Raw genomic sequence first — 14,311 nt, 5'->3', positions numbered from 1 at the left:
CATGCGGCCGCCGGGGCGCAGGACACGGTGGATTTCCGCGAAGCCAGCCAGTACTTCGGACCAGAGGGGGGGGGGGTGGCCCCCCCCCCCCCCCCCCACACCCCCCTCCCCCCCCCCCCCCCCCCCCCCCCCCCCCCCCCGCTGCTGAACGGTCTGCCGCTCAGGCGTCGACCTTCTCCATGACCTCGTCCGAGACGTCGAAGTTGGCGAAGACGTTCTGCACGTCGTCGCTGTCCTCCAGCGCGTCGATCAGCTTGAAGATCTTGCGCGCGCCCTCTTCGTCCAGCTCGACCTGCATGGTCGGCAGGAAGTTGGAGTCGGCCGAGTCGTAGTCGATGCCCGCCTCCTGGAGCGCGGTGCGGACCGCGACCATGTCGGTGGCCTCGCTGATGATCTCGAAGCTCTCGCCGAGGTCGTTGACCTCTTCGGCACCGGCCTCGAGCACCGTCTCCAGGACGTCGTCCTCGGAGAGCTCGCCCTTGGGCAGGAGGACGACGCCCTTGCGGTTGAACAGGTACGAGACCGAGCCCGGGTCGGCCATCGAGCCGCCGTTGCGGGTCATGGCGACGCGGACGTCGGAGGCGGCGCGGTTGCGGTTGTCGGTGAGGCACTCGATGAGCACCGCGACGCCGTTCGGGCCGTAGCCCTCGTACATGATCGTCTCGTAGTCGGCGCCGCCGGCCTCAAGGCCACCGCCGCGCTTGACCGCGGAGTCGATGTTCTTGTTCGGTACCGAGCTCTTCTTGGCCTTCTGGATGGCGTCGAAGAGGGTCGGGTTGCCGTCGATGTCGGCACCGCCCATACGGGCCGCGACCTCGATGTTCTTGATCAGCTTCGCGAAGAGCTTGCCGCGCTTGGCGTCAACCACGGCCTTCTTGTGCTTCGTCGTAGCCCATTTAGAGTGGCCGGACATCTGCCTGTCTCCTTCGCGTCACCAACAGTGTTCGCCTCAGATCCTACCGGGACGCCGTTACAGCCCCGCGCGCACCATGTCGACGAAGTACGCGTGAACTCGGTCGTCTCCGGTCAGCTCGGGGTGGAACGAGGTCGCGAGGACGTTGCCCTGGCGCACGGCGACCGTGTGGCCGTCGTACGTGGCGAGCACCTCGGCGGCGCCGCCGACGGACTCGACCCAGGGGGCGCGGATGAAGACGCCCTCCACCGGGCCGCCCTCGATGCCCGCGAAGTCGATCTTCGCTTCGAAGGACTCGTTCTGGCGGCCGAAGGCGTTGCGGCGGACGATCATGTCGATGCCGCCCAGGGTCTCCTGGTCCTCACGGCCGTCCAGGAGCTTGTCGGCCAGCATGATCATGCCGGCGCAGGTGCCGTACACGGGCATGCCGGCGGCCACGCGCTCGCGCAGCGGCTCCAGCATGCCGAACAGCACGGCCAGCTTCGACATGGTCGTGGACTCGCCGCCGGGGATCACCAGGGCGTCGATCTCGGCGAGCTCCTCGGGACGCCGGACCGGCCTGGCCACGGCGTCCGCCGCGGCCAGGGCGATCAGGTGCTCCCGTACGTCGCCCTGGAGAGCCAGGACACCGATCACGGGGGTGCTCATATGACTACCAGCCGCGGTTGGCGTAGCGCTCGGACTCGGGGAGGGTGTCGCAGTTGATGCCGACCATGGCCTCGCCCAGGTTGCGGGAGGCGTCCGCGATGATCTTCGGGTCGTCGTAGAAGGTGGTGGCCTTCACGATGGCGGCGGCACGCTTGGCCGGGTCGCCCGACTTGAAGATGCCGGAGCCGACGAAGACGCCCTCGGCGCCGAGCTGGCGCATCAGCGCGGCGTCGGCGGGGGTGGCGACGCCACCGGCGGAGAACAGCACGACGGGGAGCTTGCCGAGCTCGGCGACCTCCTTGACGAGCTCGTACGGGGCGCGCAGCTCCTTGGCGGCGGCGAACAGCTCGTTGTTGTCGTAGCCGCGCAGGCGGGCGATCTCGTTCTTGATCTGGCGCAGGTGGCGGACGGCCTCGACGACGTTGCCGGTGCCGGCCTCGCCCTTCGAGCGGATCATGGCCGCGCCCTCGGCGATGCGGCGCAGGGCCTCGCCCAGGTTGGTGGCACCGCAGACGAAGGGGGTGGTGAACGCCCACTTGTCGGAGTGGTTGACCTCGTCGGCCGGGGTCAGGACCTCGGACTCGTCGATGTAGTCGACGCCGAGGGACTGCAGCACCTGGGCCTCGACGAAGTGGCCGATGCGGGACTTGGCCATGACCGGGATGGAGACGGCCTCGATGATCTCTTCGATCATGTTGGGGTCGGACATGCGGGCGACCCCGCCGTCCTTGCGGATGTCGGCCGGGACCCGCTCGAGGGCCATGACGGCGACGGCGCCCGCGTCCTCGGCGATCTTCGCCTGCTCGGCGTTGACCACGTCCATGATCACGCCGCCCTTCAGCTGCTCGGCCATGCCGCGCTTGACGCGCGAGGTGCCGATCGCCGACTCGGCGGACTGGGGGGAGGTGGGAAGCGTGCTCACGGATTGACCTCACTCGAAGGGAACTCGAAAGGAAGACGGGTACTACCTGACCGAGGAAACCTCACGGGTCAGTCCACTACAAGGGCCAATGTGGAGCCCGTGGCTCCTTCATTTGTCCCTCACGGCCCTAGGTGGGCCGGTCGGCAAGATCCACCGGGGGCTCGTCGTCCATTTCGAAGGCCAGCGGGAACGGGGCGTGCCCGGCCAGTCTGAACCAGCGGACCTTGCGATGGCGGCGCAGCGCGCGGGCGGCCCGTACGGCGTCGTTGTGGAAGCGGCGGGCCATGGGCACGCGGCGGACGGCCGCCGCCAGCTCCTCGGTCGCCTGCGCCCCACCGGGCGCCGCCTTGAGCACCTCGACCTGGTCGGCGTCGGCGAAGACCGCCCGCAGCGCCTGGCTGAGCTCGCTCTCGGCGACCTCCCGGTGCTCCTCCTCGGCCTGCCGGGCGCCGTGCGCGGCCTCGTACAGCACCAGCGAGGAGGCGGGGTCCAGCACCCCGGAGGTGGCCACCTCCAGCACCACGGAGGCCCGCCGGACGAGCTGCGCGTCGAGCGCGGCCCGCGCGGCGTCCATCCGCGAGTGCAGCCGGTCCAGCCGGCCGGCGGTCCAGCTGAGGTAGACCCCGATGACTCCGAGAGCCAGGGCGATCCAGACAAGGGTTTCGATCACGCTGCGCGACCCTACCGCTCCGTGGGGCCCGGGCGGTCATCGCCCCTCGCCCCGGTCCGGGCTCTCCCCCAAGCCGCATGATCCACATCGTTCGGGGAGATCACGAACCACCCGGGGGGATCATGGACCACACGCGTTTCCGCAGACCGGTGGCGCTTCTGCTGCCGGCCGTCAGCGGCCTCGGCCCCGACCGGATCCGCATGACCCCACGGGAGGGCGCGGTCCACGAGGTGACCATCGCCCCCGGTGGCCGGCCGCACCGGGTCGTCTCCGCCGGGTGGTAGCGCCCTGGCGGGACCCGGCCGGGCGGGGTCAGGCCGAGGTGTCGCGGGAGAAGCCCAGGCGGGTGCGGAGGCTGGTGCTGCGGTCGTCCTCGGCCACCGCCGCCGCGCCGTCCGTGACCGTCTCGTAGACCGCCAGGATGTCCGCTCCGACCGTGGACCAGTCGAAGCGGCGGACGTGCGCCGAGCCGCTGGCGCTGAGCTTCGCGCGGCGGGCCGGGTCGCGCAGGAGGGCGATCGCCGCCGTCGCGAGGGCGTCGGGGTTCTCGTTGGCGAAGAGGTCACCGGCCCCGCCCTGGTCCAGGACCTGCGCGAAGGCGTCCAGGTCCGAGGCCAGGACCGCGGCGCCCGCCGACAGGGCCTCGACCAGGATGATGCCGAAGCTCTCGCCGCCCGTGTTCGGGGCGACGTACACGTCGACGCTGCGCAGCAGCCGTGCCTTGTCCTCGTCCGAGACCATGCCGAGGAATTCGACCCGCGGGCGGAGTTCCGCGGGCAGCGAGGCCACCGCCTCCTCCTCGTCGCCGCGGCCCGCGACCAGCAGCCGTACGTCCGGACAGGCCTCCACGATCTTCGGGAAGGCCGCCATCAGCACCGGCAGGCCCTTGCGCGGCTCGTCGATGCGGCCGATGAAGCCCAGGGTCTGCCCGGACCAGTCGGGGTTCGGGTCGGCCTTGGCGAAGAAGTCCACGTCGACGCCGTTGGGGATGACGACCGCGTCGCCGCCGAGGTGCTCGACCAGCGTGCGCCGCGCGTACTCGCTCACCGCGATCCGCGCGCTGATCTTCTCCAGCGCCGGCTGGAGGATCGGGTACGCCGCGATCATGGCGCGCGAGCGCGGGTTCGAGGTGTGGAAGGTGGCCACGATCGGGCCCTGCGCCGCCCAGCAGGACAGCAGGCCCAGCGAGGGCGAGGCCGGCTCGTGGATGTGGATCACGTCGAAGGTGCCGTCGTGCAGCCAGCGCCGGACCCGCGCGGCGGAGAGGAACCCGAAGTTCAGGCGAGCCACCGAGCCGTTGTACGGCACCGGCACCGCCCGCCCGGCCGAGACCACGTAGGGCGGCAGCGGGGTCTCGTCGTCCGCCGGGGCCAGGACCGACACCTCGTGGCCGAGACGGATCAGGTGCTCGGCCAGATCCCGGATGTGGAACTGGACGCCACCCGGCACGTCCCACGAGTACGGGCACACGATGCCGATCTTCACTACGCGCGCTCCTCCAGGTCGTCCAGCCACAGTCGCTGCAGCATGTGCCAGTCCTCCGGGTGCTCGGCGATGCCCCAGGCGAAGGCGTCCGCCACCGCCTGCGTCATGACGGCGGTCTTCTCGATCCGCGTGCCGGTCTTCGGCACCTCCACCTCGGGGTGGATCCGGCCGTACATCTTCGGCGTGTCGCCGTAGTGCAGGGTGGCCGGGAGCAGGACCGCACCGGTCTGCTGGGCCAGCAGCGCCGGCCCGGCCGGCATCCGCGCGGTGGAGCCGAAGAAGTCCACCTCGACCCCGGAGGCCGACAGGTCCCGGTCCGCGACCAGGCAGACCAGGCCGCCGGAGCGCAGCCGGCGGGCGAGCGTGCCGAAGGCGGCGCCGCCGCTGTGCGGCAGGACCTCCATGCCCAGGCTCTCCCGGTAGGCCACGAAGCGGTCGTAGAGGGTCTCGGGCTTGAGCCGCTCGGCGACCGTGGTGAACGGCACCCCGATGTGGCCGATGGCCCAGGCCCCGGCGAGGTCCCAGTTCGCGAGGTGCGGCAGCGCGACGACGACCCCGCGCCCGGAGGCGAGGGCGTCGCGCAGGATGTGCTCGTCCGTGAACTCGACGTCGGTGCCGAACCGCTCCGGGTTCATGGTCGGCAGCCGGAAGGACTCCATCCAGTACCGCATGTACGAGCGCATGCCCGCCTGGGACAGCTCGCGCAGCCGCTCCGGACCGGCGTCGGGCACCACCCGGGCCAGGTTCGACTCCAGCCGCAGCACGCTCTTGCCGCGCCGCTTCCACACGAGGTCCGCGATCCGCCGGCCCAGGGCCACCGCGGCCGGTTCGGGCAGCTTCTTGACCCCGGCCCAGCCGAGCCCGTACAGCCCGCTGACCAGCTTGTCCTGTGCGCTGCCCATCAGGCCGCGCCACCGTCGGCGGCGGCAGCCTCGGCGTCGGCCTCGGCCGACTCGCGGCGTACGGTGACCACCCGCTGGATCAGCGTGACGAGCGAGCCCACGGCCACGATCCACAGCGCGATCGGCAGCAGCACGCCGATCCAGGACGGCACCCCGAAGGTCTGCAGCCCCGACAGACCGGCCGCGACCAGCGAGATCACCAGGCGCTCGGCCCGTTCGATGAGCCCGTTGACGGCCACCGGCAGCCCGATCGACTCGCCGCGCGCCTTGGTGTAGGACACCACCTGGCCGCTGGCCAGGCAGAAGATCGCCACCGCGCAGAGCACGTTGTCGTTCCCGGATCCCGCGTACCAGAGCGCGAGACCGCCGAAGATCGCCGCGTCCGCCACCCGGTCGAGGGTGGAGTCGAGGAAGGCTCCCCAGCGGCTGGAGATCCCGGCCTGGCGGGCCATGTTCCCGTCCACCAGGTCGGAGAAGACGAAGAGGGTGATGGTGATCGTGCCCCAGAAGAACTCGCCCCGGGGGAAGAAGAACAGCGCTCCCGCCACCACTCCGGCCGTGCCGATCAGGGTGACCGCGTCCGGGCTCACCCCCCGCCGGAGCAGAAAAGCGGCGAATGGCGTGAGAACACGCGTGAAGAATGCACGCGCGTACTTGTTCAGCATGGCCTTCCCGGAGGGTCGCTGGGCCGCACGGCCACCACGGCCACCGGCTGGCCCATCGTAGCCAGCACGCCGCCGCCCGAACGCCGCGCACCCACCGGTTCGTGCCGTGTAAGACGTACTTCACGTCACGGACGGCCTCCTGTGCGCCCCGGGTACGTGCCCGGTACGACGTATGGACGCGGTGTGACACCAGTGCAAAGCTCGAAGAACCCCGTGTTCCTCATCCGAGGAAGCGCGCGGGGAACCGATCACGAAACCCATCGGGAAACCGATCAAGGAACCCACCCTCCTCACCGTCACCACCGGGAGGTACGAGCACCATGGGAGCCACATCACACCAAGCCGGAGCCGCGGGCAGGGCACTGACGGCCGACCGCCCCTCCTCCATCCGGAACGTCGTGCTGGTCGGCCACAGCGGATCGGGCAAGACCACCCTGGTCGAAGCCCTCGCCCTGACCGCCGGAGCGGTCAACCGGGCCGGCCGCGTCGAGGACGGCGCCACCGTCTCCGACTACGACGAGATCGAGCACCGCCGGCAGCGTTCCGTCCAGCTCTCCCTCGTCCCCGTCGAATGGGGCGGAATCAAGATCAACATTCTGGACACCCCCGGATACGCCGACTTCGTCGGGGAACTCAGGGCCGGTCTGCGCGCCGCGGACGCGGCCCTTTTCGTCGTCTCGGCCTCGGACGGCATCGACGGGGCCACCCGCATGGTCTGGGACGAGTGCGAGGCCGTCGGCATGCCCCGCGCCATCGTCGTGACCCACCTGGAGGCCGCCCGCTCCGACTACGCCCAGATGACCACCGTCTGCGGCGAGATCTTCGGCGCAGACGACCCCGACGCGGTCATCCCCCTCTACCTCCCCCTGCACGGGCCCGCCGGCCCCGACGGCCACGCCCCCGTGACCGGCCTCCTCGGCCTGCTCTCCCAGCGCGTCTACGCGTACTCCTCCGGCGAGCGCGTGGAGCGCGACCCGGACCCAACCGAGCTCGCCCTCATCGCCGACGCCCGCTCCCGCCTCATCGAGGGGATCATCGCCGAGAGCGAGGACGAGAGCCTCATGGACCGCTACCTCGGTGGCGAGGACATCGACGTCGAAACCCTCGTGGACGACCTGGAGCGGGCCGTCGCCCGCGGCACCTTCCACCCCGTCCTGATGGCCGCGCCCGCCGCCGACGGCGCCCGCCAGGGGCTCGGCACGGTGGAACTCCTCGAACTGGTCACCGGCGGCTTCCCCACCCCGCTGGAACGCGCCGCCGTCACCGTCACCCGGCCCGACGGCTCCGCCCGTCCCGAGGTCACCTGCGATCCCGCCGGCCCCCTCGTCGCCGAGGTCGTCAAGACCTCCTCCGACCCGTACGTCGGCCGCGTCTCCCTCGTCCGCGTCTTCTCCGGCACCCTGAACCCCGAGGAGACCGTCCACGTCAGCGGGCACGGGCTCGCCGAACGCGGCCAAGAGGGCCGCGCCCTCCACGAAGCGAACGAGCGGATCGGCACCCTCACCGCCCCCTTCGGCAAACAGCAGCGCGCCCTCACCCGGTGCATCGCCGGCGACCTGGCCTGCGTGGCCAAACTCACCCGCGCGGAGACCGGCGACACCCTCTCCGCCAAGGAAGACCCGCTCCTCATGGAGCCCTGGACCATGCCCGACCCGCTGCTCCCGCTCGCCATCGAGGCCCACAGCAAAGCCGACGAGGACAAGCTCTCCCAGGGCCTGGCCCGGCTCGTCGCCGAGGACCCCACCATGCGGCTGGAGCAGAACCCGCACACCCACCAGGTCGTCCTGTGGTGCCTCGGCGAGGCGCACCAGGACGTCGCCCTGGAGCGGTTGCGCACCCGCTACGGCGTCCAGGTCGACGCCGTCCCGCACAAGGTGAGCCTGCGCGAGACCTTCGGCGTCAAGGCCGCCGGTCGCGGCCGGCACGTCAAACAGTCCGGCGGCCACGGTCAGTTCGCCATCTGCGAGATCGAGGTGGAGCCGCTCCCGCCGGGCAGCGGCATCGAGTTCGTCGACAAGGTGGTCGGCGGCTCCGTGCCCCGCCAGTTCATCCCCTCCGTGGAGAAGGGCGTACGGGGCCAGGCCGCCCGCGGGGTCGCGGCCGGCTACCCGCTGGTCGACGTCCGCATCACCCTCCTCGACGGCAAGGCCCACTCGGTGGACTCCTCCGACGCCGCCTTCCAGACGGCCGGCGCCCTCGCACTGCGCGAGGCCGCCGCCGAGGCCCGCATCGACCTGCTCGAACCGGTCGCCGAGCTCGCCGTCCTCATCCCCGACGAGTACGTGGGCCCGGTCATGAGCGACCTCGCGGGCCGCCGCGGCCGCGTCGTCGGCACCGACCAGGCCGGCCCGGGGCGCACCCGGGTCCGCGCCGAGATCCCCGAGATCGAGATCGGCCGCTACGCCGTCGAACTGCGCTCCGTCTCGCACGGCACGGGCCGCTTCGCCCGGGCCTACGCCCGCCATGAGCCCATGCCACCCCAGATCGCGGAAAAGGTGCGCGAACGGGGCGAGAAGGGAAGCTAGTTGACATAGCGTCGGGAAGGCCGCCCACCCAACCAGCTTGCGGTGGGCGGCATTTCCCTGTCCCATGACCATGGGGCGAGATCCGCCGATAGGCTCATCGGCGCGCCAAAAGAGCACGAACGCACAGCGATGGGGGCAGCGGTGGCGGACGACGGATTCGACTTCAGGCCCGGAGCGCAGATTCCTCTCCAGGGTGGCGGTGGGCAGACGGCGGCGACCAACGCCCTCGCCTCGGCCGCGTACCGCGACGGCGGCAAGGACAGCAAGCTGGAGAAGATACTCACCGCCAACAGCGAGCTCCACCCGGCCACGGTCAAGCCCCCGAAGCTCTCCCTCTTCGAGCCCAGTCTCGGCGAGGCCTTCTGCCGGGCCGTCGAGGCCCGCACCCTCGGGTCGGGCCGCAAGCCGCTGATCCAGTCCTTCGGCGCCGATCCGCAGACGGTGGTGGAGCACTGCCTGGCCGCCTCCCGCATCCGCAAGGAGCGCGACCGCAGGCTCCGGCTGATCACGCTGGTCTGCGGGGTGCTGTTCCTGCCCGGCCTGCTGCTCTGGCTGGGCCTGTTCCAGCTCCGCAAGAGCCTGGCCGGCAAGGGGCGCGGCTCCTGGATCGGGACCGCGGTCCTGGTCGGCGTCGGCATCGTGGCCGCCGTGCTGATGTTCAGGCTGCCGCTCACCGGCTTCCTCGGCCTCTACGCACGCGGCATGGTCATCGCCCCGGCCCTGGGCTGGCTGCTCGCCCGCCGGACCTGCGAGGCCACCGCCCGGGACCTGCGCGCCCGCTGGGACGGGCTGCTCGCCGGCGGCGGGGTCGGCGCCAAGATCCCGGAGGCCGTGCCCGGCAACCCGGACGAGAAGGCGCGCGAGGACCTGCGCCACCAGCTCGCCAAGCTCACCGCGGAGGACCGCAGCAACCAGGTCTTCTACGCGGGCCCCAAGGGCATCCTCGGCATGGGCACCCGCTGGGGCAGCTGGCAGATGGCCGAGGAGCTCGCCCCCAAGAACGAGGGGATGGAGATCCACCCCTTCCGCAGCTGGGACGTCATACGCGCGATCGACGCCCAGCTCCGCAAGCTGGAGCGGGGCCCGCTGCACACCGGCGGCTTCCCGCCCGCCGCGATCCAGCACTGGATCGTCACCCCGATCGGCGAGGGCGCGGGCGAGGTGGCCCGCCCCACCGGCGAGAACGTCGACGCCTTCCTCATCAAGCCGCACGAGATCACCCGGATCTGCAACGAGCAGCAGTTCAGCGCCGGCAACCGGCACTACCTGGGCATCCAGTACCCGCTCTGGGACGGTCAGCTGGTCATCAACATGCTGGTCACGGTCACCGTGCTCTACAAGACCCTGCGCGTGGACGTCACCGCGCACGCCCTGGGCCCCGTACACGGCCTGTTCACGACGAAGTCCGCGGCCCCGGTGGTGGAGGTGCCCAAGAGCATCCGCTTCTGGGAGACCGTGGAGCGCCCGCTGCCGCTGGTGGACGTCCAGGAAGTGGTACGGCTGGCCGTGCGGGCCCCGCTGACCTGGTACCCGCCGATCCTGGACTTCTTCGGCGGCAAGCTGGTCCTGCCGGAGCCCTTCGGCCTGCGGCACGTCTGGGCGAGCTCGATGTGGCGCCACCGCTTCATGGCGGACGACGCCCTGCGCACGGTGGCTCCGGTCCTGCGGTCGATCCACGCCGCCACCTTCAAGGTGCTCGAGGAGAACGGAGTCGACACCGACCGCTTCACCAACCGCTCCTCGATCATGAGCGGCCTCATCCAGGAGCCGGCGCCGCGCAAGGCAGACGTCTACGACGCCTGAACCGGCGCGTGGGTTGGCTGGAGGCGCGGACAGGGCAGGGGCAGGGGGCAGCGCCCCACGATCCGGAGGAGCGGCCGTGACCGAGCGCAAACCGCCTGGCGTCAGCTTCGAGTCCTTCGTGGACCGGCAGATCCGACAGGCCGCCGAGCGGGGCGAATTCGAGAACCTGCCCGGTTACGGGAAGCCGGTGGCCTCCCTCGACGCGCCGTACGACGAGCTGTGGTGGATCAAGGGCAAGCTGCACCGCGAGGGGTTCGCCGTCCTGCCTCCGGCGCTCGCGCTGCGCAAGGAGGCGGAGGACGCCGGGGAGGCCGCCCTCGCGGCCCGCTCCGAGCCTCAGGTGCGGGACATCCTCACGGCGGTCAACGAGAAGATCCGCGCCGCCCTGCTCAGGCCCCCGCCGGGACCGCCCCTGGGCCTGACCGAGTTCGACGTCGAGGCCCTGCTGGAGACGTGGCGCGAGAGCCGCGGCACCCGCGGGGACCGGCCGGCCGGCTGATCAGTCGACGGGCCAGGCGTCGGCGAGCATCTGGCGGGTCTCCGCGAGCAGTTGCGGCAGCACCTTGGTGTGGCCGACGACCGGCATGAAGTTCGTGTCCCCGCCCCAGCGGGGCACGATGTGCTGGTGCAGGTGCGCGGCGATGCCGGCCCCGGCGGCGGCGCCCTGGTTCATGCCGATGTTGAAACCGTGCGCACCCGAGGCCTTGCGCAGCGCGACCATCGCCCGCTTGGTGAGGTCCGCGAGTTCGGCCGTCTCCAGCGCGTCGAGCTCGGTGTAGTCGGCGACGTGCCGGTACGGGACGACCATCAGGTGGCCACCGTTGTACGGGTAGAGGTTCAGCACGGCGTAGACGTGCCGGCCGCGGGCCACGACCAGGCCGTCCTGGTCCGACATCTCCGGAATCCCGCAGAAGGGACAGCCGTCCCCGGCCTCCGGGCCGGTCGGCTTGTTCTCCCCCTGGATGTAGGCCATCCGGTGGGGCGTCCACAGACGCTGGAACGCGTCCTGCGTGCCCACACCGATCTGCTGCTCCGGCTCAATCGTCATGGCGGCAAGCATATGACCTTGCCTTCCCGCACGAGGAAGGCCCCCGGGAAGTGATCACTTCCCGGGGGCCTCGTCGTACGGATCGGCGCGCGGATCAGACCTGGACGCGGTCCGCGACGACCTTGGCCAGTTTGGCCAGGGCCTCGTCCTTGGCGATGCCGTTCTCCTGCGAACCGTCGCGGTAGCGGAAGGAGACGGTGCCCGCCGCCATGTCCTCGTCACCGACGATGATCATGAAGGGGACCTTGAGCTTCTGGTGGTTGCGGATCTTCTTCTGCATGCGGTCGGAGGAGGCGTCCACCTCGACCCGCAGACCCTGCTTCTTCGCCGCCGCGGCGAACTCCTGCAGGTACTCGACGTGCCCGTCACCGATCGGGATGCCGACCGCCTGGACCGGGGCCAGCCACGGCGGCATGGCGCCCGCGTAGTGCTCCAGCAGCACGGCGAAGAACCGCTCGATCGAACCGAACAGCGCACGGTGGATCATGACCGGGCGCTGGCGGGAGCCGTCCGGGGCGGTGTACTCGAGGTTGAAGCGCTCCGGCAGGTTGAAGTCCAGCTGCACGGTCGACATCTGCCAGGTGCGGCCGATGGCGTCGCGTGCCTGCACGGAGATCTTCGGGCCGTAGAAGGCCGCGCCGCCCGGGTCGGGGGTCAGCGGGAGGCCCTGCTTCTCGGCCACCTGCTGGAGGACCGCGGTGGCCTCCTCCCAGACCTCGTCCGAGCCGACGAACTTCTCCGGGTCCTTGGTCGACAGCTCCAGGTAGAAGTCGGTCAGACCGTAGTCGCGCAGCAGGTTCAGCACGAAGGTGAGCGTGCGGTCGAGCTCCTCCGCCATCTGCTCACGGGTGCAGTAGATGTGCGCGTCGTCCTGGGTGAAGCCGCGGGCACGGGTCAGGCCGTGCACCACGCCGGACTTCTCGTACCGGTACACGGTGCCGAACTCGAACAGGCGCAGCGGGAGCTCACGGTACGAACGGCCGCGCGCGTCGAAGATCAGGTTGTGCATCGGGCAGTTCATGGGCTTGAGGTAGTAGTCGGTACCACCGTCGAGCTGCATGGGGGGGTACATGCCCTCCGCGTACCAGTCCAGGTGGCCGCTCTTCTCGAAGAGGGCGCCCTTGGTGGCGTGCGGGGAGTAGACGAACTCGTAGCCCTCCTCCTCGTGCCGGCGGCGCGAGTAGTCCTCCATGGTGCGGCGGATGATGCCGCCACGGGGGTGGAAGACGGCGAGGCCGGAGCCGATCTCGTCCGGGATGGAGAAGAGGTCCAGCTCGTTGCCGAGCTTGCGGTGGTCGCGCTTCTCGGCCTCGGCGAGGAAGTCGAGGTGGGCCTTCAGCTCCTCCTTCGACGGCCACGCGGTGCCGTAGATGCGCTGGAGCATCGGGTTCTTCTCGCTGCCGCGCCAGTAGGCGGCGGCGTTGCGCATGAGCTTGAAGGCCGGGATGTTGCGGGTGGTGGGCAGGTGGGGACCGCGGCAGAGGTCCTTCCAGCACAGCTCGCCGGTCTTCGCGTCGAGGTTGTCGTAGATGGTCAGCTCGCCGCCGCCCACCTCGACGTTCGCGCCGTCGTCGGTGGACGCGGCGCCCTTGATGCCGATGAGCTCCAACTTGTAGGGCTCGTCGGCGAGCTCCTCGCGGGCCGCCTCGTCGGTGACGACGCGGCGGGAGAAGCGCTGGCCGCGCTTCTGGATCTCCTGCATCTTCTTCTCGACGGCCTTCAGGTCCTCCGGGGTGAAGGGCCGGGCCACGTCGAAGTCGTAGTAGAAGCCGTCGCGGACCGGCGGGCCGATGCCCAGCTTGGCCTCGGGGTAGAGCTCCTGCACGGCCTGCGCCATGACGTGCGCGGTCGAGTGGCGCAGGATGTTCAGGCCGTCCTCGGAGGAGATCTCCACCGGCTCGACGGTCTCGCCGTCCCGCACCTCGTACGCGAGGTCCTTCAGCTCACCCGCGACGCGCGCGGCGACGATGGTGCGCTCGCCGGCGAAGAGCTCGGCCGCCGTAGTGCCCGTGGCCACCACGCGCTCGTCCCGCTCGGAATCGCGTTGGATGATCACACGGACGTCTGACACCGGTCTCTCCTGAACTCTGGGGGTGCGCGAGCGAACACTGCGCGCGTGAATCGTACCGAGCGGAGTGGCCGCGCCGCTAAACGGTTACCGGTTGTGCGAGCCTGGGCGGCATGCCGAGCACACGGATACGCCGACTGGACCTGACCGACGACGCCACCGCGGCGGCCGTGCACCGGATCGGGCGGGCGGCGTACGCGGTCGAGGCGGAGCTGATCGGCTTCGACGGCATCCCGGCACTGGGCGAGAGCCTCGCGCAGATGCGCGCGCAGGAGCTGAACTGGATCGGCGCCGTCTGCGACGGGGGCGGGGAGCTCGCCGGCTTCCTCGCCTGGAAGGAGGAGCCGGGCGGGGACGTCTCCCTCGACCGCGTCTGCGTGTCCCCGGCCTGGTTCCGCCGGGGCATCGCCTCCCTGCTCCTCCGCCACGTCCTGACCGACCTCTTCCCGGGCCGCCCCGTCAAGGTCACCACGGGCGCCGCCAACACCCCCGCGATCTCCCTCTACCAACACCTGGGCTTCACCCGGGGCGCCGACTTCTCCCCCGCCCCGGGCTTGACGATGGCCGCCTTCCGTTCCAGCCGCGCCGCACCATCCGGCCCCGCCGGCGTTTGAGGCGTTCTTTCAGCCCCGCCGGCGTTTGAGGCGCGGGGTCTGGAGCGG

Annotated in this window: 14 protein-coding genes; 5 read left to right on the top strand and 9 right to left on the bottom strand. The window is 70.9% G+C overall.

Annotated features, from left to right (window positions below; translation table 11 throughout):
* Positions 1–160: 160 nt before the first annotated feature.
* The 4 genes from ACZ4VT_RS32000 to ACZ4VT_RS31985 form a co-directional block, all read right to left on the bottom strand.
* Positions 161–913 (bottom strand): YebC/PmpR family DNA-binding transcriptional regulator, encoded by a 753-nt coding sequence (locus ACZ4VT_RS32000; protein ID WP_008740481.1) that lies wholly within the window; start codon positions 911–913, stop codon positions 161–163.
* A 57-nt stretch (positions 914–970) separates the two neighbouring features.
* The gene (gene pdxT / locus ACZ4VT_RS31995) at positions 971–1,561 is read right to left on the bottom strand and encodes a pyridoxal 5'-phosphate synthase glutaminase subunit PdxT (protein ID WP_362803182.1); all 591 of its coding nucleotides are present in this window, start codon (positions 1,559–1,561) and stop codon (positions 971–973) included.
* 4 nt (positions 1,562–1,565) lie between these two features.
* Positions 1,566–2,483: a pyridoxal 5'-phosphate synthase lyase subunit PdxS gene (gene pdxS, locus ACZ4VT_RS31990; RefSeq protein ID WP_030010552.1), complete on the bottom strand. Its 918-nt coding sequence runs from the start codon at positions 2,481–2,483 to the stop codon at positions 1,566–1,568.
* 127 nt (positions 2,484–2,610) lie between these two features.
* On the bottom strand, positions 2,611–3,153 hold the full coding sequence (locus ACZ4VT_RS31985) for a LemA family protein (RefSeq protein WP_467954918.1): 543 nt from the start codon (positions 3,151–3,153) through the stop codon (positions 2,611–2,613).
* 122 nt (positions 3,154–3,275) lie between these two features.
* Between ACZ4VT_RS31985 and ACZ4VT_RS31980 the strand changes: the two genes are divergently transcribed.
* Entirely contained in the window at positions 3,276–3,437 is a 162-nt protein-coding gene (locus ACZ4VT_RS31980; RefSeq protein ID WP_467954917.1) for a hypothetical protein, read from the top strand.
* Between the two features lie 28 nt (positions 3,438–3,465).
* Here ACZ4VT_RS31980 and ACZ4VT_RS31975 read toward each other — a convergent pair whose 3' ends face one another.
* From ACZ4VT_RS31975 to pgsA, 3 genes are read right to left on the bottom strand one after another with little or no spacing between them, the layout of a single operon-like run.
* Positions 3,466–4,638 (bottom strand): glycosyltransferase family 4 protein, encoded by a 1,173-nt coding sequence (locus ACZ4VT_RS31975; RefSeq protein ID WP_467954916.1) that lies wholly within the window; start codon positions 4,636–4,638, stop codon positions 3,466–3,468.
* On the bottom strand, positions 4,638–5,540 hold the full coding sequence (locus tag ACZ4VT_RS31970; RefSeq protein ID WP_467954915.1) for a phosphatidylinositol mannoside acyltransferase: 903 nt from the start codon (positions 5,538–5,540) through the stop codon (positions 4,638–4,640). Before ACZ4VT_RS31970 ends, ACZ4VT_RS31975 begins: the two co-directional genes overlap by 1 nt.
* Entirely contained in the window at positions 5,540–6,205 is a 666-nt protein-coding gene (gene pgsA, locus ACZ4VT_RS31965; protein WP_376615485.1) for a phosphatidylinositol phosphate synthase, read from the bottom strand. The genes ACZ4VT_RS31970 and pgsA overlap by 1 nt, the downstream gene beginning before the upstream one ends.
* Positions 6,206–6,525: 320 nt before the next feature.
* Between pgsA and ACZ4VT_RS31960 the strand changes: the two genes are divergently transcribed.
* From ACZ4VT_RS31960 to ACZ4VT_RS31950, 3 genes are all read left to right on the top strand, one after another.
* Positions 6,526–8,730 carry an elongation factor G-like protein EF-G2 gene (locus ACZ4VT_RS31960; protein WP_467954914.1) on the top strand — a complete coding sequence of 735 codons (2,205 nt, stop codon included), beginning with the start codon at positions 6,526–6,528 and terminating at the stop codon, positions 8,728–8,730.
* Between the two features lie 141 nt (positions 8,731–8,871).
* Positions 8,872–10,533 (top strand): hypothetical protein, encoded by a 1,662-nt coding sequence (locus tag ACZ4VT_RS31955; protein WP_467954913.1) that lies wholly within the window; start codon positions 8,872–8,874, stop codon positions 10,531–10,533.
* A gap of 76 nt (positions 10,534–10,609) precedes the next feature.
* On the top strand, positions 10,610–11,032 hold the full coding sequence (locus ACZ4VT_RS31950) for a DnaJ family domain-containing protein (RefSeq protein WP_467954912.1): 423 nt from the start codon (positions 10,610–10,612) through the stop codon (positions 11,030–11,032).
* Here ACZ4VT_RS31950 and ACZ4VT_RS31945 read toward each other — a convergent pair whose 3' ends face one another.
* A complete protein-coding gene (locus ACZ4VT_RS31945; RefSeq protein WP_467954911.1) occupies positions 11,033–11,593 on the bottom strand; it encodes an HIT family protein in 561 nt (186 codons plus the stop codon).
* 82 nt (positions 11,594–11,675) lie between these two features.
* On the bottom strand, positions 11,676–13,652 hold the full coding sequence (gene thrS, locus ACZ4VT_RS31940) for a threonine--tRNA ligase (protein WP_467954910.1): 1,977 nt from the start codon (positions 13,650–13,652) through the stop codon (positions 11,676–11,678).
* 110 nt (positions 13,653–13,762) lie between these two features.
* On the opposite strand from thrS, the gene ACZ4VT_RS31935 reads away from it, so the two are divergent.
* On the top strand, positions 13,763–14,263 hold the full coding sequence (locus ACZ4VT_RS31935; RefSeq protein ID WP_467954909.1) for a GNAT family N-acetyltransferase: 501 nt from the start codon (positions 13,763–13,765) through the stop codon (positions 14,261–14,263).
* Positions 14,264–14,311: the final 48 nt, after the last annotated feature.

Source organism: Streptomyces sp. NPDC029164, assembly GCF_055563995.1.
Note: the sequence above shows the minus strand (reverse complement) of the source record. Positions and strands in the feature narration are given on the sequence as shown.

Coding starts and splice junctions, on each gene's coding strand:
- pdxT (WP_362803182.1), bottom strand. CDS start 1,561: ATGAGCACCCCCGTGATCGGTGTCCTGGCTCTCCAGGGCGACGTACGG.
- ACZ4VT_RS31945 (WP_467954911.1), bottom strand. CDS start 11,593: ATGCTTGCCGCCATGACGATTGAGCCGGAGCAGCAGATCGGTGTGGGC.
- pgsA (WP_376615485.1), bottom strand. CDS start 6,205: ATGCTGAACAAGTACGCGCGTGCATTCTTCACGCGTGTTCTCACGCCA.
- ACZ4VT_RS32000 (WP_008740481.1), bottom strand. CDS start 913: ATGTCCGGCCACTCTAAATGGGCTACGACGAAGCACAAGAAGGCCGTG.
- ACZ4VT_RS31970 (WP_467954915.1), bottom strand. CDS start 5,540: ATGGGCAGCGCACAGGACAAGCTGGTCAGCGGGCTGTACGGGCTCGGC.
- ACZ4VT_RS31980 (WP_467954917.1), top strand. CDS start 3,276: ATGGACCACACGCGTTTCCGCAGACCGGTGGCGCTTCTGCTGCCGGCC.
- ACZ4VT_RS31960 (WP_467954914.1), top strand. CDS start 6,526: ATGGGAGCCACATCACACCAAGCCGGAGCCGCGGGCAGGGCACTGACG.
- ACZ4VT_RS31935 (WP_467954909.1), top strand. CDS start 13,763: ATGCCGAGCACACGGATACGCCGACTGGACCTGACCGACGACGCCACC.